This is a genomic window from Candidatus Pseudomonas phytovorans (assembly GCA_029202525.1).
Taxonomy (GTDB): domain Bacteria; phylum Pseudomonadota; class Gammaproteobacteria; order Pseudomonadales; family Pseudomonadaceae; genus Aquipseudomonas; species Aquipseudomonas phytovorans.
Map to the genome: position 1 here is coordinate 4,527,350 of CP119325.1, position 18,423 is coordinate 4,545,772.

The window sequence follows — 18,423 nt, forward strand, 5'->3', positions numbered from 1 at the left end:
TTTCATTTCATGGATGAGCGTCTCATGCGTCGTGTGGTTTTCAATCAGAAAGGTGGTGTGGGCAAGTCCAGCATCGCCTGCAACCTCGCCGCTGCCAGTGCCGCCGAGGGTTACCGGACCTTGCTGGTCGACCTCGACCCGCAGGCCAATGCCACCTACTACCTGACCGGTCTGGTCAACGACGCCATTCCCGCCGGCATCGCCGACTTCTTCCGCCAGACCCTGTCACCGGTTAATGCCGCCGGCAAGAAGCACCGGGTGGCGATCACCGAAACCCGCTACAGCAACCTGCACCTGGTCACCGCCAGCCCCGACCTCAGCGACCTGCAAAGCAAGCTGGAGAGCAAGTTCAAGATCAACAAACTGCGCAAGCTGCTGGTGGAGCTGGGCGAAGACTACGAGCGAATCTACATCGACACCCCACCAGCGCTGAATTTCTACACCTTCAGCGCGCTGGTGGCGGCAGAGCGCCTGCTGATCCCGTTCGACTGCGACAGTTTCTCGCGCCAGGCCCTGCACAGTGTCATGGCCGAGGTCGAGGAGCTGCGCCAGGACCACAACCCGGCGCTGCAGGTGGAAGGGGTGGTGGTCAACCAGTTCGCCGGGCGCACCGCCCTGCACCAGACTCTGGTCGACCAGTTGCGCAGCGAAGGCATGCCCGTACTGCCGGTTTACCTGAGCAGTTCGATCAAGATGCGTGAATCGCACCAGGCGTCAGTGCCGTTGGTGCACCTGGCACCACGGCACAAGTTGGCGATGGAGTTTGTCGATTTGCTTGACCTGCTTGAGCGCGCGGCCTGACAGACCCTGGGGGCGCTCTGCGCCCCTTTCGCGACGCAAGGCCGCCCCAAAATCCCGAAGTAAAAGCACTACCCGACCGTTCGTCAGGGTGGTAGATTCGCCGCCATGAAAACCACCCGGCACACTCGCACGCTGACTGCCTGGGCGCTCTATGCCAGCGTCCTGTTCAGCCTGTTGCTGTGCGGCCTGCACCACGGCCAGATGGGCGGCCTGCGCCTGGCCGGCCTGGAAGGTGGTTTCTGCTCGGTCAACAGCGAACACGGCGTGGCCATCGACCTGGACGGCGCTGGCGGTGACCAGCACATGGCCCAGCTCGACTGCCCGGTGTGCTCCTCGTTTGGCCTGGCCGTACCGCTCAGCAGCGGCGGCTGGTCATTCACCCCGGCACAAGCCGTGGCCACCTCGCCCATCGTCGTGCGCAGCTGGGCACAACCGCCGCCGCGCTACCAACGCCCCGCCCTCAACCCCCGCGCCTCCCCCGCCGCCTTCCCCGCAGCCGTACTTCATTTCGCCTGACCTCAGCCGGGCGCGCCTGTGCGCGCGTTCGCCGTCAGCCATGACCTTTGCGTGGAAGACACACAAACATGCTTCGCAAAACCTCCCTGGTGCTCCTGATGGGCACCTGCAGCTTTGCCTGCGCTGAAACCACCCCTGTAGAACTCGGCGCCACCACTATCGACGGCGAACGCGACGCCGCCAGCGGCGTGCAGCTGGACGAGCCGATCCGCACCGGTTCGCGCCTTGGCCTGACCGCGCGGGAAACGCCCGCCTCGGTCAGCGTCTCGGACCGCCGCCTGATCGAAGAACGCGGCGCCAAGGACAGCCAGGACGTGGTCAACGCCATGACCGGCGTCAACGCCTCGGCCAACCCGGGCTTTGGCGGCTTCGTCGCCTACCGTGGCTTCACCCAGAACCAGGTCACCCAGTTGTACAACGGCATCAACCTGGGCTACAGCAGCGCCACCCGGCCAGTGGACGCCTGGGTACTGGACCGTGTCGAGCTGATTGGCGGGCCGTCTTCGTTCCTGCATGGCGCCGGCGCAGTGGGCGGCTCGATCAACTACATCACCAAACTTGCCAGCCGCGACCAGCAGACAATTGACGGGCGTATCCGCTATGGCAGCTTCGACGACAGCGAGGTGGCATTCGGCATTAACCAGGCACTGGCCAGCAACCCCGCCGATGCCCGCCATTTCATGCGCCTGGACTTCAGCCGTGGGCATGGTAACGGCTACGTCGATCGCAACGAACGGCATACCGACAGCCTAGCCTTTTCGCTGCTCAGCGACCTGGCACCCAACCTCACCCACACGCTGGCGCTGGAGTACCAGGAAGATCGCGAAGACAGCCCGTACTGGGGGTCGCCGATCCTGCCCGGGCGCAGCACGATGAAGATCGACAACAGCCGCCGCTTCGAAAACTACAACGTCGGCGATGGCCGCTATGAACAGCGGGTGCGCTGGCTGCGGTCGATCCTCGACTACCAGATCAGCGACAGCACCAGCGTGCAGAACACGCTGTACCACTACAACGCCCAGCGCGACTACCGCAACCTTGAACGCTACGCCTACACCAGCGATGGCAAAGTGCAGCGCAGCAGCCCCTACCTGCAGCGCCACGATCAGAACCTGCTGGGTGACCGCGTCGAACTGCGCCACGACAACCAACTGCTCGGCCTGGCCAGTCAGTGGTCGGTGGGGCTGGAATATTCACGCATGCGCCAGACGCTCTACCCCACCTCCGGCAGCTGGACCGACGTGGTCGATGCCGATCACTTCGACCCCGGCAGCTTCGATGACATCCCCGGGGTGAATGCTGGGGTGACCAAGCAACGCCGCCACGAGGTCATCAACCGCGCAGTGTTTGCCGAAAACCGCCTGCAACTGACCGAGCGCCTGGCCCTGCTGACCGCCCTGCGCTACGACTATCTGGACATGGAAGTCACCAACTACGGCGCCGTCACGCCAACCTCGCCGGCCTATTTCGAACGGCGCTGGGAACCGCTGTCCGGGCGCATTGGGCTGACCTATGCGCTGACGCCTTCGGCTAGCGTGTATGCGCAGTACAGCAGCTCCGCCGACCTGCCCGCCGGCTCGCTGGCGGCAGCGACCTATTCCAATGTCGGGCTGTTCGACCTGTCCAAGGGGGAGCAGTGGGAAGTGGGCAGCAAGTTCGATTTCCTCGACGGCCGAGGTGCCGCCACGCTGGCGGTTTACCAGATCGTGCGCAAGGACTTTGCCGTGCGCGACTCGAACGACGCCAACCTCACCGTGCAGGCCGGGCAGCAGACCTCACGCGGGGTAGAACTGTCCGGGCGCCTGCAAGTCACGCCGAAACTGCTGGCCGAAGCCAACTATGCCTACGTCGATGCGCAGTACGATGAGTTCAACGAGGCGGTCAATGGCCAGTCGGTTTCGCGCAAGGGTAATGCGCCAACCAACGTACCGGCCAATGTCGCCAACCTGTGGCTGACCTACAGCCTGTCGCCGGCATGGTCGGTAGGGGCCGACGGGCGCTACGTAGGCTCGGTATACGCCGACAACGCCAACAGCCTCAAGGCCCCGGCCTACAACCTGTTCGGCGCGTTCGCCCGTTACCGGCTGGATGAGCACACCACGCTGACCGGGCGGGTGCGCAACCTGACCGATGAGGTGTATGCCAAGCAGGCCTACAACAGCCAGTACTACATGGGGCCGCCACGCACCTTCGAGCTGGCGCTGGACATGCGCTTCTGACCGCAAACTCGGTCTACTGTGGGGGCGGGCACGCCCGCTCCCACAGGTACCTTGCAGGTTTCAGGCTCCACCGATTCTCCACAGCAACTACACAAAAGCGTCGGCCAGTTTGAGTGATAATATTGGTTCTCAACAACGCCGGCATGTAGGCCGGCTCCACCACATCAAGGATGTTTCCGTGTTCAGATCGTTGTCTCCGGCAATCATGGCCGCCGCCCTCATCGCCTTGGCAGGTTGCCAGAGCCGACCTGCCGCCGAGGCGGACAAGCAGGCGCTCAAGACATTCGTCAGCGACATGCAACAAGTACTGAAGCTGGGTATAGCGACAGCAGACACAGGCAAGCAGGTCGGTGTGGTCATGCTGGATGTCAAACTCGACCAACACTCTGCGCCCATCAGTTGCAAAGCCAGCAAGGCGCCCATGAAATACGAAATGATGCTGCCTGCCGAACAGGTCCGCTCGGACTTCAAGGCGTTGGCCAGCATGGTCGAGGCGCAGTGCTGGAAGACCATCTACCCTGTATCGCCCGAGTCGCTGCGCGAAAAGGACGGCACGGTGGAAGTACGTGCCCCGCTGTTCGTGGTTCTGCCCGCTGCCGCCCAGACGCTGGATACCCCACGGGGCCAGGCCAATGCTCAGCGTGAATTTTTCTGGCAGCACCTGTTCCGCGACCAGCCGGTAGACAGTATCGGCAGGGCCTCGCTCTACTACGAGGCGAATGCGCAGGGCAAGGTTCAGGGCTGCCTGGTACAAATCTATCCCCACCCGAACCGGCCGGATGACTTCCGTCTCGATGGCAAGCTGCAGGCCGAAGTCAACAGCCGCTGCATGGCGCTTGACCTGAGCACGCTACCGGGCTTCAGCGCCGACGAGCACGGCCAGGCCAAGGGTTACAGTGAACTGGAGTATGCCCCCTGGAAGGTAGGGCGGCTGTAAACCGCAACAGCGGTTGAATCAGGTATCCCGAGGTCGCCCTCGACAAAGCGCCTTGCAGCGCCCGGTTATCTACTGGCAAGCACAACAATGATGGCGCGGCCCGACCGCGCCACTTTCATCATGGCTGCCAATGGAACCGGAGCACTAGCATGTCCGCACCTCATGAGGTATCCCCCGCCACCCTGCGCAGGGTGATCGCCGCCTCGGCCATCGGCAATTTCGTCGAGTGGTTCGACTTCGCCGTGTATGGCTTTCTCGCCACGCTGATCGCCAGCCAGTTCTTTGCCAGCGAAGACGCCAGCGTGGCTTTGCTCAAGACGTTCGCGGTGTTTGCCGTGGCCTTTGCCCTTCGCCCGCTGGGCGGGATCGTGTTCGGCGCGCTTGGCGACCGCCTGGGGCGCAAACGCATCTTGTCACTGACCATTCTCTTGATGGCGGGCTCCACCACTCTGATCGGCCTGCTGCCGACCTACGCCAGCATCGGCCTGGCCGCCCCCGTACTGCTGACCCTGGCGCGCTGCCTGCAGGGCTTTTCTGCCGGGGGCGAGTACGCGGGCGCCTGTGCCTACCTGATGGAACACGCGCCCAACGACAGGCGTGCTTTCTACGGCAGCTTCGTGCCGGTCTCCACCTTCTCCGCCTTCGCCTGCGCCGCAGTCATCGCCTATGGGCTGGAAGCGAGCCTGTCGGCAGAGGCGATGAATGCCTGGGGCTGGCGGGTTCCGTTCCTGATCGCCGCACCACTGGGGCTGGTCGGCCTGTATCTGCGCTGGCGCATGGAAGAAACTCCGGCATTCCGGGAGGCCGTCGCACAGGGCAAGGAGCATGAGCATTCGCCGCTCAAAGACACCCTGCGCAACCATGGCCGGGTCATTCGCAACCTGGGGGCCTTCATCTCGCTGACCGCCCTGTCGTTCTACATGTTCACCACCTACTTCGCCACGTACCTGCAACTGGTGGGCAACCTGACCCGAGCGCAGTCGCTGCTGGTGACCACCGTGGCGCTGCTGTTCGCCGCCGTCGGCTGCCCGCTGGCCGGGGCGTTCTCGGACCGGGTGGGGCGGCGCAAGACCATTGGCTTTACCTGCCTGTGGGTGATGCTGTGCGTGTTTCCGGCGTACTGGCTGGCCAGTTCGGGCTCGATGTCCGGCGCACTGCTGGGGGTGATCCTGCTGGCGGTGGGGGCCTTGTGCAGTGGCGTGGTGACTGCGGCGTTACTGTCGGAGAGCTTCCCTACCCGCACCCGCTATACCGCGTCGGCGATTACCTACAACGTGGCCTATACGCTATTTGGCGGTACCGCACCGCTGGTGGCGACCTGGTTGATCGGGCAGACCGGCAGCAGCCTGGCACCGGCGTTTTACCTGGTGGTGATTGCGCTGGTGGCGCTGGTGGGCGGGTTGGCGTTGCCGGAGACGTCGCGGATTTCGTTGCATGATGAGGTAGGGTCGGACGGTGTACACCCTGGGGTTCGTCGCAGTATCTGAAATCTTGGGGCCGCTGTGCGGCCCCAGAATGTCAGCCCTCCTGCGCCTCTTCGCGCCGATATGCCCACTCGTACAACGCCGGCAACACCAGCAACGTCAGCGCGGTAGAAGACAGAATCCCGCCAATCACCACAGTCGCCAGCGGCCGCTGCACCTCAGCCCCGGTCCCTGTGGCCAGGGCCATCGGAATAAACCCGAGCGAAGCCACCAGCGCAGTCATCAGCACCGGCCTCAAGCGCGTCAGCGCCCCCTCTTCCACTGCCACCCGCAACGGGCGCCCTTCTTCGCGCAGACTGCGGATAAAGGCGATCATCACCAACCCGTTGAGCACCGCCACCCCCGACAGGGCAATGAACCCCACGCCCGCAGAAATGGACAACGGAATATCCCGCAACCACAGCGCCAGCACTCCGCCGGTCAGCGCAAACGGGATACCGGTGAACACCAGCAGGCCATCCCTGAGGTTGTTGAACATCATCAGCAACAGTGCCATGACCAGCAGCAAGGCCACCGGTACCACCACCTGCAGGCGCTCGGTTGCCGACTGCAACTGTTCGAACTGGCCACCCCAGCGCGTCCAGTAACCCGGCGGAATCTGCACCTGGCTGATCAGGGCCTGTTCGGCATCTTCCACGAACGAGCCCAGGTCACGCCCGCGTACGTTGGCACTGACCACCACCACCCGTTTGCCATCCTCCCGGCTGACCTGATTAGGCCCCAGTTGCAGGTTCAATGTGGCCACCTGGGACAGCGGGATGAAGCCGATTTGCGCAGCCCCCGCTGCGGTACTGGCCGGTACCGGAATCAACAGGCTGGAAAGCCCGTCCACATCCGTGCGCAAGGTTTCGGGCAGGCGTACCACCATGTCGAAGCGCCGGTCGCCTTCATACAGCGTGCCTGCGGTACGGCCTCCCACGGCAATCGCGATGGCGTCCTGCACGTCGCCCACGTTCAGGCCATGGCGGGCCGCCTTGTCGCGGTCGATGTCGATCGTCAGCACCGGCAAGCCGGTGGTCTGCTCGACCTTCACCTCGGAGGCACCCGCTACACCCTGCAGGCTGCTGGCGATCTGCGCAGCGGTGCGGTTGAGCACGTCCATGTCATCACCGAACAGCTTGACCGCCACATCACTGCGCACCCCGGAAATCAGCTCGTTGAACCGCAACTGAATCGGCTGCGACAGCTCGTAGTTGCTGCCCGGTACGCTGGCGGCAGCGCGTTGTACCTCGGCGATCAGTTCGTCACGCGGCTTGCCTGGGTCCGCCCATTGCTCATGCGGGCGCAACATCACATAAGCATCGGAAATGTTCGGCGGCATCGGGTCGGAGGCAATCTCGGCGGTGCCGGTTCGGGCGAACACCCGCTCCACTTCCGGCACCTGGGCGATGATCGCCTGCTCCAGGCGCTGTTGCATGTCGACCGACTGCGACAAGCTGGTACCCGGCACGCGCAGGGCCTGCAAGGCAAAGTCGCCCTCGCTTAGGCTAGGGATGAATTCGCTGCCCATGCGACTGGCCATTACCCCGGACAGCACCACCAGCGTGGCGGCAGCGGCAAACGCCAGCTTGCGTCGGCCCAGCACCCAGGCCAGCACCGGCGCATAGCGCTGGCGCGCCGTGCGCATCACCAGGCCTTCCTCTTCCTTGACCTTGCCGGTGACGAACAGGGCGATGGCAGCCGGCACGAACGTGACCGAAAGCACCATGGCGCCGAGCAGGGCGATGACCACGGTAAAGGCCATGGGGTGGAACATCTTGCCCTCGACCCCGGTCAGGGCAAAGATCGGCAGGTACACCACCATGATGATCAACTGCCCGTAGATAAGCGGCCGGCGCGCCTCGCGGGCGGCGGCGAACACTTCATGGAAGCGCTCGCTGCGGGTCAGCATGCGGCCATGGCGCTGCTGGGCATGGGCCAGGCGGCGAATGGCGTTTTCCACGATCACCACCGCGCCGTCGACGATGATGCCGAAGTCCAGTGCCCCCAGGCTCATGAGGTTGGCGCTGACCTTGTTGCTGAACATGCCGGTGAAGGTGAACAGCATCGACAGCGGGATGACCATGGCGGTGATCAGAGCAGCACGGATGTTGCCCAGGAACAGGAACAGCACGGCGATGACCAAAATGGCCCCTTCGATGAGGTTCTTCTTCACCGTGGCAATGGCTTTTTCCACCAGGTTGGTGCGGTCGTACACGGTCACCGCCACCACGCCTTTGGGCAGGTTACGGTTGATCTCGACCAGTTTGGCGGCAACCGCCTGAGACACCGTGCGGCTGTTCTCGCCAATCAGCATGAACACCGTGCCCAGCACCACTTCCCGGCCATTCTCGGTGGCCGCGCCCGAGCGCAGTTCTTCGCCCAGGCCAACCTCGGCAACATGGCTGACGCGGATAGGCGTGCCATCGACGCTGGAAATGACGATATTGGCGATGTCTTCGGCCGAGGCCACCTGGCCCGGCGCGCGAATCAGCAACTGCTCGCCATTGCGCTCGATGTAACCGGCACCCACGTTGGCATTGTTACGTTCCAGGGCCGCGATCAGGTCGTTGAGGGTCAGCTTGTAGGCCGCCAGCCGCTTGGGCTCCGGTGCAATCAGGTACTGCTTGGCATGGCCGCCGATGCTGTTCACTTCGGCCACCCCCGGTACGTTGCGCAGCTGCGGCTTGATGATCCAGTCCTGGATTACCCGCAGGTCGGTCGGGGTGTACGCGGTACCATCCTCCTTGAGTGCGCCCTGCTCGGCCTCCACGGTCCACAGGAAGATTTCGCCCAGCCCGGTGGAGATCGGGCCCATGCCCGCGTCTATCCCCTCGGGCAATTGCTCGCGGGCTACTTGCAGGCGCTCGTTGACCAGCTGGCGGGCGAAGAACAGGTCGGTGCCGTCATCGAAAATCACTGTGACCTGCGACAGGCCCGAGCGCGACAGCGAGCGGGTCTGTTTCAGCCCGGGCAGGCCGGCCATGGCCGTTTCGATGGCGAAGGTGATGCGTTGCTCGGTCTCCAGCGGCGAGTAGCCGGGCGCGGCGGTGTTGATCTGCACCTGGACGTTGGTGATGTCCGGTACAGCGTCGATCGGCAGTTTCTGGTAGCTGTGGATACCCACCGCGGCCATCAGGACCACGGCCAGCATCACCACCAGGCGCTGCTCGATGGCGAATTGGATCAGGCGTTCGAACATGCAGGTGACCCCGTGATCAATGACTATGCGCGGCCGAGCCTTTGCCCAGCTCCGACTTGAGGACAAAGCTGCCGGTGGCGGCCACCTGGGTACCGGCCGCCAGGCCGCTGGTGATTTCCACCTGGCCGGCGTCGCGGCGGCCGGCTTTTACCGGGCGGGCCTCGAAGCCTTCCTCGGTACGGGCAAATACAACGGTCTGTTCTTCCCAGGTTTGCAGGGCACTTTCCGGTACCACCACAGCGGCATTGAAGCGCTCGACGCTGACCGCGATATTGACGAACAACCCGGGGCGCCAGGCGCCGTCAGGGTTGGCCAGGGTGGCGCGGACCGTGGCGGCGCGGTTCTGCTCGCCAAGCAGGCTGCCGACGTAGTTGACCTTGCCCTCGACCTGGGCGCCCAGGTCGGGTGCGCTGACTGTGACATGGCGGCCGGTCACCACCTTGTCCAGGTCACGCGGGGCCACGGCAAAGGTGGCCCAGACCCGGCTCAGGTCAGACAAGGTAAAAGCGTTGCTGGTCTCGCCGACTACTTCGCCCACGCTCAGGTGCTTTTCCACCACTACCGCATCGAACGGCGCGCGCAGTTCATAGCGGTTGCCAGCGCCGGCCGGGCCCACGGCGGCGACCTTCTGCCGGGCGTTGGCCAAGGCGATCTCTGCCTCCTGCAGTGCCTGGCGCGCCTGCAGGTAATCCTGCTCGGCGCTGATGCGTTCCTGCCATAGCTGCTGTTCGCGCTGAAAGGTCAGGCGCGCCAGCTCCAGGCGGCGCTGAGCAGCCTGCTGCTCGCTGCGCAGGTCAGAAATCTGCTGGCTGGCGATCACGGCCAGTACCTGGCCGCGCTTGACCGCCTGGCCCAGTTCGGCTTGCACCGCTTCGACCACGCCCGGCACGCGCGGGACGACATGTGCGGTGCGGTCCTCGTCAAAGCGTATTTCACCCGGGAAGCTGATGGCAGTGCCCAGTTCACGGGGCCCAGCGGCAGTGATCTGCACGCCGGCAGCTTCGATCTGGGCGATAGTCAGGTGCAACTGCCCTTCTTCATCACCATGGCCTTCTTCTGCATGGCCTTCGGCGGCCTTCTCGTCACCATGGCCGTGGCTGTCTTCGCCGTGATCGTCGTGGCCGGCTTCAGCCTTGCTCGCCTGGCCGAGATTGCCGGTCCAGGCCAGGCCACCCAGGCCAAGCGCGGCCATGACGGCGACCAGTAGGGCTATCTTGCGTGGGTTAGTCATTGTTGCTCCTGCTGTTGAATGGGGCGCTCAGGTCATCGAGGTCGCCATAAATCCGCTCGACCTGCGCCCGCGCGTCGGTCGCCGCAGCCAGCGCCTCGAGGTACAGCCCGCGGGCCTCGATCAGCGTGCGCTGGGCGTCAAGGACATCGAGGAAGGCGAACTTGCCCATTTCGAAACCACGGGTGGCGGTGTCCACGGCCTGCTGCGCAGAAGGCAAGATGGTGCGGTCGTAGGCGTCCACTTCCTGCATCGCCGTGTGCCACTGGCTGACGGCGCTGCGGGTGTCACTGCGCAGGCGCAGCTCCACGGCGTTACGCAGGTCACGCGCCTGATCGGCACGGCGTGCAGCCGCCAGCACGTTGCCCTGATTGCGGTCGAACAGCGGCAATGGCATGGACAGGCCAACCACATTCACCCGCTCGCGGTCCTCGCGGCTGTACTGGCTACCGAGGCTGACGGTGAGGTTGGGAATACGCTGGGTCTTTTCTGCACCCAACGACGCGTCGCCGCGATCGACCTGGGCAGCAGCCAGGCGCCATTCGGGCGTTTTTTCGAGCTGGTCGAGCAAGGTATCGGCGCTGGGCGCGACGCCAGGCGAGAGGTTGGCGGCCAGCAACTGGTCGAAGCTTGCCAATGGGCTACCGGTCAGCTGTGCCAGCGCCTGGTAGGCCACGCTGCGCTGGGTCTGCGCGCGGCGCACTTCTGCTTGCGCCTGGGCCAGTTGCACCTGGGCACGGGTGGCCTCCACGGGCGAGGACTGGCCAGCGGTCACCCGCCCCTGCACCACGCGCAGCCCCCGTTCGGTCAAAGCCTGCGACTGCTGCGCAAGTTCCAGCGCGGTCTGGGCGCGTAAGGCGGCGTGAAAGGCCTGCACCACATCTGCACGCAGGCCATTGCGCTGGCGCTCCAGGCCAAGCTGGGCAATGGCCTGGCCAGTGCCGGCCACCGTAATACGCGCGCCACGCTTGCCGCCCAGTTCCAGCGGCTGACTGAGGGTCACGGTGGTGGTGCTGGTGTCGCGGCGGGTGTCCTCGACCTCCCAGGAGAGTTCTGGGTTGGGGATCAATCCGGCCTGGCGGCGCTCGCCGTCGGCAATGCCGATTTCCCGGCCAGCAGCGGCCAGCTCCGGGTTTTGGGCGAAGGCGGCGGCAAGCGCCTGGGGCAGGCTCAGGCTCTGACTGGCCTGGGCGCCGGTGGCACTGGCCAGCAACAGGCAGAGCAAGGCGATCTTGCGGGGGATGGGCACGAACAAGTCCTCGTCGACGCGTGTAGGCGAAGGACTGTAGAAAGCCGTGCTTATCGGGGCGGTGGCGGGAAAATTACAATTTTGTAAGGTTACAGGCCGTTCGATAACCGCCCACTTTCCCGGTGCGGCGTTTTAGTCCGATTGACTAAACTAACCAGTCGGTACAAAACTAGGTGTATCCAACAACAACAAAGTGATGCCCGTCATGAAGCCCCTTATTCTTGTGCTCAACGGCCCTAACCTGAACATGCTGGGTACCCGCGAGCCTGCCCAGTATGGCCACGAAACCCTTGCTGACCTTGCCCAAAGCTGTGCCGATACTGCCCATGCCCATGGTCTGGAACTCGAATTCCGCCAAACCAACCACGAAGGCGAACTGATCGACTGGATCCACGCCGCCCGCAGCCGCTGCGCCGGTATCGTGATCAACCCCGGCGCCTGGACCCACACCTCGGTGGCCATCCGCGACGCCTTGGTGGCCAGCGAACTGCCGGTCATCGAAGTGCACTTGTCCAACGTGCACAAGCGCGAGCCGTTCCGCCACCTGTCATTCGTATCGTCCATCGCCGTAGGCGTGATCTGCGGACTGGGCAGCCACGGATACCGCATGGCCCTCAGCCACTTCGCCGAAATGTTCCAGGAGCGCACGGCATGAGCCAGCACGCCATCCTGGCCGGCCTGATCGGCCGCGGCATCCAGCTGTCGCGTACCCCTGCCCTGCACGAACACGAAGGTGACGCCCAGGCCCTGCGCTACCTGTACCGGCTGATTGATGCTGACCAGCTGGAACTGGAGGACAGCGCCCTGCCCGGCCTGCTCGACGCCGCGCAGCACACCGGCTTCACCGGGTTGAACATCACCTACCCGTTCAAGCAGTCGATCCTGCCGCTGCTCGACGAACTGTCGGACGAAGCCCGTGGCATCGGCGCGGTGAATACCGTGGTGCTCAAGGACGGCAAGCGCGTCGGCCACAACACCGATTGCCTGGGCTTTGCCGAAGGCTTGCGCCGCGGCCTGCCCGATGTGGCTCGGCGCCAGGTGGTGCAGATGGGTGCCGGTGGCGCCGGTTCGGCCGTGGCCCACGCCCTGCTGGGTGGAGGGGTCGAGCGACTGGTGCTGTTCGAAGTGGATGCGGCCCGCGCGCAGGTGCTGGTAGACAACCTGAATGACCATTTCGGCGCGGGTCGCGCCGTGCTTGGCACCGACCTGGCCACGGCCCTGGCCGAGGCGGACGGGCTGGTCAACACCACGCCGGTGGGCATGGCCAAGCTGCCCGGCACACCGTTGCCGGTTGAACTGCTGAATGCGCGCTTGTGGGTAGCGGAAATCATCTACTTCCCGCTGGAGACCGAACTGCTGCGCGCGGCTCGGGCACTGGGTTGCCGCACGCTGGATGGCAGCAACATGGCGGTGTTCCAGGCGGTAAAGGCGTTCGAACTGTTCAGCGGGCGACAGGCCGATGCTGCACGGATGCAGGCGCATTTTGCTAGCTTCACCTGACTGATCGGTGCTGGCTTCATCGCGGGTAAACACGCGAAGAAGCCAGCACAGGTAATTCATCCCTTTTCATCCAGCAATGCCTGAATCACCTGTTCCTGCCCGCCATAATCCCCCTCGCCGAAGTGCACATGGCGCACCTGCCCTTTACGGTCGACAAAGTAATGCGCCGGCCAGAACTGGTTGCCCCACGCATTCCACACCTTGTGGTCATTATCCACGGCAACCGGGTACCCAATCCCCAGCTTGGCAACCTTGTTGCGCAAGGTGCCCACATCATGCTCGTAGTCGTACTCCGGCGTATGCACGCCCACCACCACCAGTCCCTGGTCGGCATAGCGCTGCGCCCAGTCGTTCACATGCGGCAGGCTGCGCTGGCAGTTGATGCAGTCCCAGGTCCAGAAGTCCACCAACACCACCTTGCCCTTCAGCGCTGGCCCATCCAGCGGGGTCGAGTTGATCCATTGGCTGGCCCCCGACAACGACGGCATCGAGCCGTAGCTGTCACGGGCCATCAGGTGCCCGGCCAAACCCAGCCCCGTCAGGGCCAGAGCAATACCACCCACCTTCAACATCAGGCGGCGATCAGTTCTCATGGCAACCGCCGGTGGCGTAAGTGCGGTACTGCACGCTCTGCTGATGGCCTTTGGAATCGAGGTAGTCCATACGAGTGTTCACCAAGCCGCAGGCGTTGCTTTGGTCGTCCTGTACCGACAGCACTTTTTTCACGTCCAGATGTTCTCCGTAGCGGTACTGCATGGCACCGGCATCGCCCATGGGGGCGGTGGCGGCCTGGGCGACAATGGCGCCAAAGCTGAGCACGGCGAACAGGCTGGCGCTGGCGAAGGTCTTGAAGGTCATGGCATCTCTCCTGTGTAACGCTTGGCGGTGGGGTGTGTTGTTCCCCGGTCGAGAGCCATTTGACGCCTGCCAGGTATCCCGCATGTGTCGCCGGCGCTGCGATACGCTTCCTCCTGTATCTGCAACAGCGCCAGTGACGCGGCATGATTGAAAGAAAAAGTCATTTAAAACAGATGATTAAATACAAATTCTGCGCATCGAAACACGCCACCCTTGTACAAACGGATACAAAGGAATCAGGCGGTTACAGCTGTTGTTTTTGAAGACTGAAACCCGTACCGCCTGCTCAACGGACTGTGTAGTATTGGTGCAGGGCTTATGCTGCCTGCCGCTCGCTCCTTCGGGAAAGGTGAAAGCATTTCTTCTACCGGTCTACGTCACGCTCTTGATAGTCGGAGTTTGGCAACGCGAGCACCAGGACACTTCGACTCCAGGAGGAATCATGTCGACCGTTGAAAACGCCAAGCGCATGGCTAAAAGCTTGCGCACCTCACTCGTGGGGCATGACCACGAAATCTCCCATGGCGCATCGCTAGAAATTGTTGCGCAGCAGTTGGGGTACAAGGACTGGAACACCGCCTCGGCGATGCTCCCCCATGAGCCGGCCAGCACGGCCATCAAGCTCGAAAAGGTTATCCCCATCCTGCGAATGTTCGATGAAACCAAGGCGCGGGAATTCTATCTCGACTTCCTCGGTTTCAGTGTCGAGTTCGAGCACCGCTTCGAAGCAGACCTGCCACTGTACTTGGGCCTGAACCGGGGCGGCTTGCAAATCCACCTATCCGAACACCACGGCGATGCAAGCCCTGGGACTACCCTGTTTGTGCCCATGCTGAACATTGAAGGCTTCAGGGATGAGTTGCTCACCAAGCGCTATGGCTATGGGCGACCAGATATCGTCGAGCAGGACTGGGGGAAGATTCTGGAGGTCTACGACCCTTTCGGGAATCGTATCCGTTTCTGCCAAAGTTGATCTGAGCAAGCAGGTGAACTTCGGCACATCGCGATAATGAGGCGCCCGTTTACTCAGCTGATAGTAAACGGGCGTCCCTTAATAATGGGGATTTGCCGGACCGCACTCTGGGACACGCTCAACTCTCACCCCTGATCAACACCAGAGCAGTGGCTTTCAGTACTGCTTCCAGATCCTTTTCGAACACCGTTTCGCCAGCATACGAGCCGTCTGCGTATACCTCGTATCTGATCTCGTGCTTGCGGTTCAGCCAGCGCAGGGTGGTCATGGTTCTCTCCCCCACGGTGATGATGTTCGTCTTGATCAGTGGATTGAGCGGGTCGGGCTCTTTTGCGAAGTCTGTATCTATCACTACCACCCGTTGGGTAAGCGCAGCTGCGTAGCTGTACTCATAAGTGGCGACCTGCCTCGTGCCACACTCATAGAGCGACAGGATCCCATTGAGGCCCCCCTCTTTACGCGCAACACCCGATGGCGACTCGGCGGAAAGATTGCACCCTAGCTGCTCTATTGCTGACCTGGATGGCGATTCGACGGAAGGAGGTGTTGCTGCAATCCCACCCGTTCGCCTGGACCACGCTATGCTGGCGGCCAGCTGCTCCACGCTTGGAATACTGACCTCTGATGGCGGGCGCGCGGCGGCGGCAGCCTGCATCCGCTTCAACGTTTCTGCGTGACGTGGATTGTCTGACTGGCTTCGTATTTCCAGATCGGCCTGTACTAATCCCGAAGCAAACACTAAAAAGACAAAAAAACCATTCACTCGCATATTCGCCCCTCCTAGGCATGTGCCACATCGGCGCCTTTCAACCAAGCATTGAGCCGCTCACTACCTACCAAGACGGTCAAGCCCAGGCATTTTTCACCCTTGCGTATCAAGAGTCCGACTTCGCACCAAATTTTTCAGCAGAATGGCCTTATGGCCAGCGTTCGCTGTTGAATTCATCGTTTCGCTTATAGTCGTCTGGACTGTTTGTCAGGGGTATATTGCTGCGAGGCCTGAACGGCAGCTATCGACCCGTTGCGGACATTCACCATGACATCTTCTGCGCCTATCAGATCGAGCGCCGCCCGCGCGGCGCATCGCGAGCTGCGCTCGCTCCTACGTCTGTTTCGGGCCAATTATTCCTGGGGTTTTTGCGCGCGACCGCTTTGGCGCATGACGCAATATCGCGTCGTACAGACAAGGCTGTCGCGCGCACCTGTCACAGGCGTTACTGGCCCGAAACAAACGTAGGAGCGAGCGCAGCTCGCGATGCGCCGCGCGGGCGGCGCTCGATCGCATAGGCGCTGAAATTTTCAAGGCGGACACATCCGCACACCACACTAATCTCAACGCAAGGACCGTCCGCAACGGGTCGATAGCGGCCAGTCGCGAATAACCGCTATCGTCCCATTGCTGACGCTCAGCGGGATCCTGGATAAAACCAGAAGTTTGGAGCGCAGCTCGGTGATCGGCGACTCTCATCATGAAGCTCGTCCGTTTCAACCCTCCCGCCCCGGGAGATGAACCGAGGCTGGGCGCTGTAGTGACAGCGCCCACAGTTGCGATCAGGCGGGATGAATCATCACACTGATACGGCGACGCTCAACGACTTTCTGAGAGCCGGGCGCCCCGATAAGCCTGTCAAAGGTGACAGTGGTGTCGGCGTTTGTTGCCGGATTTGGTATGACGCGTATCACCTGATAATCCTGGCCTTCTTGCGCTTGCGGCTGGAGTTTGACAGTACCGGTGTCCGGCGTACTGGCAACCCAGGTTTCACCGGGCGACAGTGCAAGCCTGGCGGAGTAGGTATCTCCTGCCACGCTGTGGAAGGTGCAGCCATCGATCACCTGCGCTTGGGCAGGGCAATGGGCGGCCTTGGCACCGGGACGCAGTGGGTTGTCGATGGCGTAAGTGATGCCTGGCGCATCGGCGAACGCCAGCGACCCGAGGGTGCTGGCCAGAAGAGCGACGAAAAGCTTTGCCCGCATTGCAGTGCTTCCTTGTGTGCAAAATCAGTTTGTATACAAACTGTATAATCGATCGCGAGCTTGCGTCAACGTATCTCCACAGCCCGGCCCAGTCTGCAATCTTTTCAACAGGTGCTTGACCAGGGAGAACGATCGTTCTACCTTAGCTACATGGATAAGCCAATGACCGATACACGCGAAAAAATCCTGGCGACTGCTGAGAAGCTGATTTACGAAAACGGGATCCACGCCACTGGCATGGACCTGTTGGTAAAGACTTCGGGCGTAGCACGTAAAAGTATTTATCGCTATTTTGCGAATAAAGACGATGTTGCAGCGGCGGCATTGAATGCACGTGATATACGCTGGATGCAGTGGTTCAAAACCGAATGTGAAAAAGCGCAATCTGCGCAAGATCGAATCATCAGCATTTTTGATGTACTTCAAAGCTGGTTCGAGTCAGACGGTTTCCGAGGCTGTGCTTTCATCAACACAGCTGGAGAAGTTGGCGATGCAGACGACCCTGTTCGACAGATCGCAAAATTGCATAAACAAAAGCTACTGGACTTCACGCTAGAGCTGACCAACGAACTAGGTGTTAAAGATCCGGCTGCCTTGGCCAGGCAATTGTTTGTGCTGATAGAGGGCACGATAACCGTGGCCCGCGTAATGGGTGATTATACGGCGGTCGATAGTGCAAGAGAAATCGCCAAGCTATTACTCAAAGAAGCACAGCGTGTAAGCACTTAACGCTCCAGAAACACCCACTCAAACACACCATCCAAAAGTTTGGAGGCACCACCATGTCCAACGAACAAGCTCGTCCGCCACTTCCTCCTTTCACTCGCGAATCGGCGATTGAAAAGGTCCGACTCGCTGAGGATGGCTGGAATACCCGCGAGCCTGCAAAAATTGCGCTCGCCTACACGCTGGACACCCAATGGCGTAACCGCGCCGAGTTTGCAACCAATCGCGAAGAAGCCCAGGCCTTCCTCACTCGCAAGTGGAAGAAAGAGCTGGACTACCGCCTGATCAAGGAGCTCTGGGCCTTCACTGACAACCGCATCGCTGTCCGTTACGCCTACGAGTGGCACGACGATTCGGGTAACTGGTTCCGTTCCTACGGCAATGAGAACTGGGAGTTTGAAGCAGATGGCTTGATGCACCGCCGCTTCGCTTGCATCAACGACATGCCCATCAAGGAAAGCGAGCGTAAGTTCCACTGGCCACTGGGCCGCCGCCCGGATGATCACCCAGGTCTGACTGAACTGGGCCTGTAAGTCATGCTAAACCTGATCCTTTTCAGATAAAGGATCAGGTTTTTATTTGGCCATCCGCAGGCGTTGTCCCTACCCGCTGTTCATTCCGATGCAAACGACGGCCGTTCCGCGAACCATGCCACTGCCAACGCCTTGAACGCCTCAGCCGAAGGCGTCAGCGGATAGCGCTGGTCATGCGCCAGTACGATGCTATGCGTTGGCAGTTTCTCCTCGGTCCTGGCCCCGGATATCGCCAGCAGTGCAT

17 protein-coding genes are annotated in these 18,423 nt (G+C 62.1%); 10 read left to right on the forward strand and 7 right to left on the reverse strand.

Annotated features, from left to right (window positions below; genetic code table 11):
• The first annotated feature begins 24 nt into the window (after positions 1–24).
• The 5 genes from P0Y58_19895 to P0Y58_19915 all read left to right on the forward strand — a co-directional run bounded on the left by P0Y58_19895 (position 25) and on the right by P0Y58_19915 (position 5,960).
• Positions 25–801 (forward strand): ParA family protein, encoded by a 777-nt coding sequence (locus P0Y58_19895; protein WEK29157.1) that lies wholly within the window; start codon positions 25–27, stop codon positions 799–801.
• A gap of 105 nt (positions 802–906) precedes the next feature.
• On the forward strand, positions 907–1,317 hold the full coding sequence (locus P0Y58_19900) for a DUF2946 family protein (protein ID WEK29158.1): 411 nt from the start codon (positions 907–909) through the stop codon (positions 1,315–1,317).
• A 68-nt stretch (positions 1,318–1,385) separates the two neighbouring features.
• Positions 1,386–3,536, forward strand: a complete 2,151-nt coding sequence (locus P0Y58_19905) for a TonB-dependent receptor (protein ID WEK29159.1) — start codon at positions 1,386–1,388, stop codon at positions 3,534–3,536.
• A gap of 178 nt (positions 3,537–3,714) precedes the next feature.
• Positions 3,715–4,473 carry a hypothetical protein gene (locus tag P0Y58_19910; GenBank protein WEK29160.1) on the forward strand — a complete coding sequence of 253 codons (759 nt, stop codon included), beginning with the start codon at positions 3,715–3,717 and terminating at the stop codon, positions 4,471–4,473.
• Positions 4,474–4,622: 149 nt separating this feature from the next.
• On the forward strand, positions 4,623–5,960 hold the full coding sequence (locus tag P0Y58_19915) for an MFS transporter (protein WEK29161.1): 1,338 nt from the start codon (positions 4,623–4,625) through the stop codon (positions 5,958–5,960).
• Positions 5,961–5,991: 31 nt separating this feature from the next.
• Here P0Y58_19915 and P0Y58_19920 read toward each other — a convergent pair whose 3' ends face one another.
• From P0Y58_19920 to P0Y58_19930, 3 genes are read right to left on the reverse strand one after another with little or no spacing between them, the layout of a single operon-like run.
• On the reverse strand, positions 5,992–9,138 hold the full coding sequence (locus P0Y58_19920) for a CusA/CzcA family heavy metal efflux RND transporter (protein WEK29162.1): 3,147 nt from the start codon (positions 9,136–9,138) through the stop codon (positions 5,992–5,994).
• 16 nt (positions 9,139–9,154) lie between these two features.
• Positions 9,155–10,369, reverse strand: coding sequence for an efflux RND transporter periplasmic adaptor subunit (locus P0Y58_19925; protein ID WEK29163.1), 1,215 nt, complete (start codon positions 10,367–10,369; stop codon positions 9,155–9,157).
• On the reverse strand, positions 10,362–11,615 hold the full coding sequence (locus P0Y58_19930) for a TolC family protein (GenBank protein WEK29164.1): 1,254 nt from the start codon (positions 11,613–11,615) through the stop codon (positions 10,362–10,364). Before P0Y58_19930 ends, P0Y58_19925 begins: the two co-directional genes overlap by 8 nt.
• Positions 11,616–11,820: 205 nt before the next feature.
• Here P0Y58_19930 and aroQ point away from each other — a divergent pair, with 205 nt between their 5' ends.
• Together aroQ and P0Y58_19940 are read left to right on the forward strand one after the other, a co-directional pair.
• Positions 11,821–12,270: a type II 3-dehydroquinate dehydratase gene (gene aroQ / locus P0Y58_19935; GenBank protein ID WEK29165.1), complete on the forward strand. Its 450-nt coding sequence runs from the start codon at positions 11,821–11,823 to the stop codon at positions 12,268–12,270.
• Positions 12,267–13,115, forward strand: a complete 849-nt coding sequence (locus tag P0Y58_19940) for a shikimate dehydrogenase (GenBank protein WEK29166.1) — start codon at positions 12,267–12,269, stop codon at positions 13,113–13,115. The genes aroQ and P0Y58_19940 overlap by 4 nt, the downstream gene beginning before the upstream one ends.
• A 56-nt stretch (positions 13,116–13,171) precedes the next feature.
• Here the strand turns inward: P0Y58_19940 and P0Y58_19945 are convergent, their stop codons facing one another.
• Positions 13,172–13,687, reverse strand: a complete 516-nt coding sequence (locus tag P0Y58_19945; GenBank protein WEK33366.1) for a thioredoxin family protein — start codon at positions 13,685–13,687, stop codon at positions 13,172–13,174.
• Between the two features lie 10 nt (positions 13,688–13,697).
• Positions 13,698–13,973: a DUF2790 domain-containing protein gene (locus P0Y58_19950; protein WEK29167.1), complete on the reverse strand. Its 276-nt coding sequence runs from the start codon at positions 13,971–13,973 to the stop codon at positions 13,698–13,700.
• Between the two features lie 442 nt (positions 13,974–14,415).
• Here P0Y58_19950 and P0Y58_19955 point away from each other — a divergent pair, with 442 nt between their 5' ends.
• Complete coding sequence (locus tag P0Y58_19955; GenBank protein ID WEK29168.1) at positions 14,416–14,946, forward strand: glyoxalase superfamily protein; 531 nt, start codon at positions 14,416–14,418, stop codon at positions 14,944–14,946.
• 118 nt (positions 14,947–15,064) lie between these two features.
• On the opposite strand, the gene P0Y58_19960 is transcribed toward P0Y58_19955, so the two are convergent.
• Together P0Y58_19960 and P0Y58_19965 are read right to left on the reverse strand one after the other, a co-directional pair.
• Positions 15,065–15,715 (reverse strand): hypothetical protein, encoded by a 651-nt coding sequence (locus tag P0Y58_19960; protein WEK29169.1) that lies wholly within the window; start codon positions 15,713–15,715, stop codon positions 15,065–15,067.
• A 782-nt stretch (positions 15,716–16,497) separates the two neighbouring features.
• Positions 16,498–16,920, reverse strand: a complete 423-nt coding sequence (locus P0Y58_19965; protein WEK29170.1) for a hypothetical protein — start codon at positions 16,918–16,920, stop codon at positions 16,498–16,500.
• 162 nt (positions 16,921–17,082) lie between these two features.
• On the opposite strand from P0Y58_19965, the gene P0Y58_19970 reads away from it, so the two are divergent.
• Together P0Y58_19970 and P0Y58_19975 are read left to right on the forward strand one after the other, a co-directional pair.
• Positions 17,083–17,649 (forward strand): TetR family transcriptional regulator, encoded by a 567-nt coding sequence (locus P0Y58_19970; protein WEK29171.1) that lies wholly within the window; start codon positions 17,083–17,085, stop codon positions 17,647–17,649.
• A gap of 53 nt (positions 17,650–17,702) precedes the next feature.
• Positions 17,703–18,179, forward strand: a complete 477-nt coding sequence (locus tag P0Y58_19975; GenBank protein WEK29172.1) for a nuclear transport factor 2 family protein — start codon at positions 17,703–17,705, stop codon at positions 18,177–18,179.
• Positions 18,180–18,423 lie beyond the last annotated feature (244 nt).

Excerpts from the sequence above, each read along its gene's own strand:
- P0Y58_19895 (WEK29157.1), top strand. The coding sequence starts at position 25 with ATGCGTCGTGTGGTTTTCAATCAGAAAGGTGGTGTGGGCAAGTCCAGC.
- P0Y58_19900 (WEK29158.1), top strand. The coding sequence starts at position 907 with ATGAAAACCACCCGGCACACTCGCACGCTGACTGCCTGGGCGCTCTAT.
- P0Y58_19905 (WEK29159.1), top strand. The coding sequence starts at position 1,386 with ATGCTTCGCAAAACCTCCCTGGTGCTCCTGATGGGCACCTGCAGCTTT.
- P0Y58_19915 (WEK29161.1), top strand. The coding sequence starts at position 4,623 with ATGTCCGCACCTCATGAGGTATCCCCCGCCACCCTGCGCAGGGTGATC.
- P0Y58_19920 (WEK29162.1), bottom strand. The coding sequence starts at position 9,138 with ATGTTCGAACGCCTGATCCAATTCGCCATCGAGCAGCGCCTGGTGGTG.
- P0Y58_19925 (WEK29163.1), bottom strand. The coding sequence starts at position 10,369 with ATGACTAACCCACGCAAGATAGCCCTACTGGTCGCCGTCATGGCCGCG.
- aroQ (WEK29165.1), top strand. The coding sequence starts at position 11,821 with ATGAAGCCCCTTATTCTTGTGCTCAACGGCCCTAACCTGAACATGCTG.
- P0Y58_19940 (WEK29166.1), top strand. The coding sequence starts at position 12,267 with ATGAGCCAGCACGCCATCCTGGCCGGCCTGATCGGCCGCGGCATCCAG.
- P0Y58_19945 (WEK33366.1), bottom strand. The coding sequence starts at position 13,687 with ATGTTGAAGGTGGGTGGTATTGCTCTGGCCCTGACGGGGCTGGGTTTG.
- P0Y58_19950 (WEK29167.1), bottom strand. The coding sequence starts at position 13,973 with ATGACCTTCAAGACCTTCGCCAGCGCCAGCCTGTTCGCCGTGCTCAGC.
- P0Y58_19955 (WEK29168.1), top strand. The coding sequence starts at position 14,416 with ATGTCGACCGTTGAAAACGCCAAGCGCATGGCTAAAAGCTTGCGCACC.
- P0Y58_19960 (WEK29169.1), bottom strand. The coding sequence starts at position 15,715 with ATGCGAGTGAATGGTTTTTTTGTCTTTTTAGTGTTTGCTTCGGGATTA.
- P0Y58_19965 (WEK29170.1), bottom strand. The coding sequence starts at position 16,920 with ATGCGGGCAAAGCTTTTCGTCGCTCTTCTGGCCAGCACCCTCGGGTCG.
- P0Y58_19970 (WEK29171.1), top strand. The coding sequence starts at position 17,083 with ATGACCGATACACGCGAAAAAATCCTGGCGACTGCTGAGAAGCTGATT.
- P0Y58_19975 (WEK29172.1), top strand. The coding sequence starts at position 17,703 with ATGTCCAACGAACAAGCTCGTCCGCCACTTCCTCCTTTCACTCGCGAA.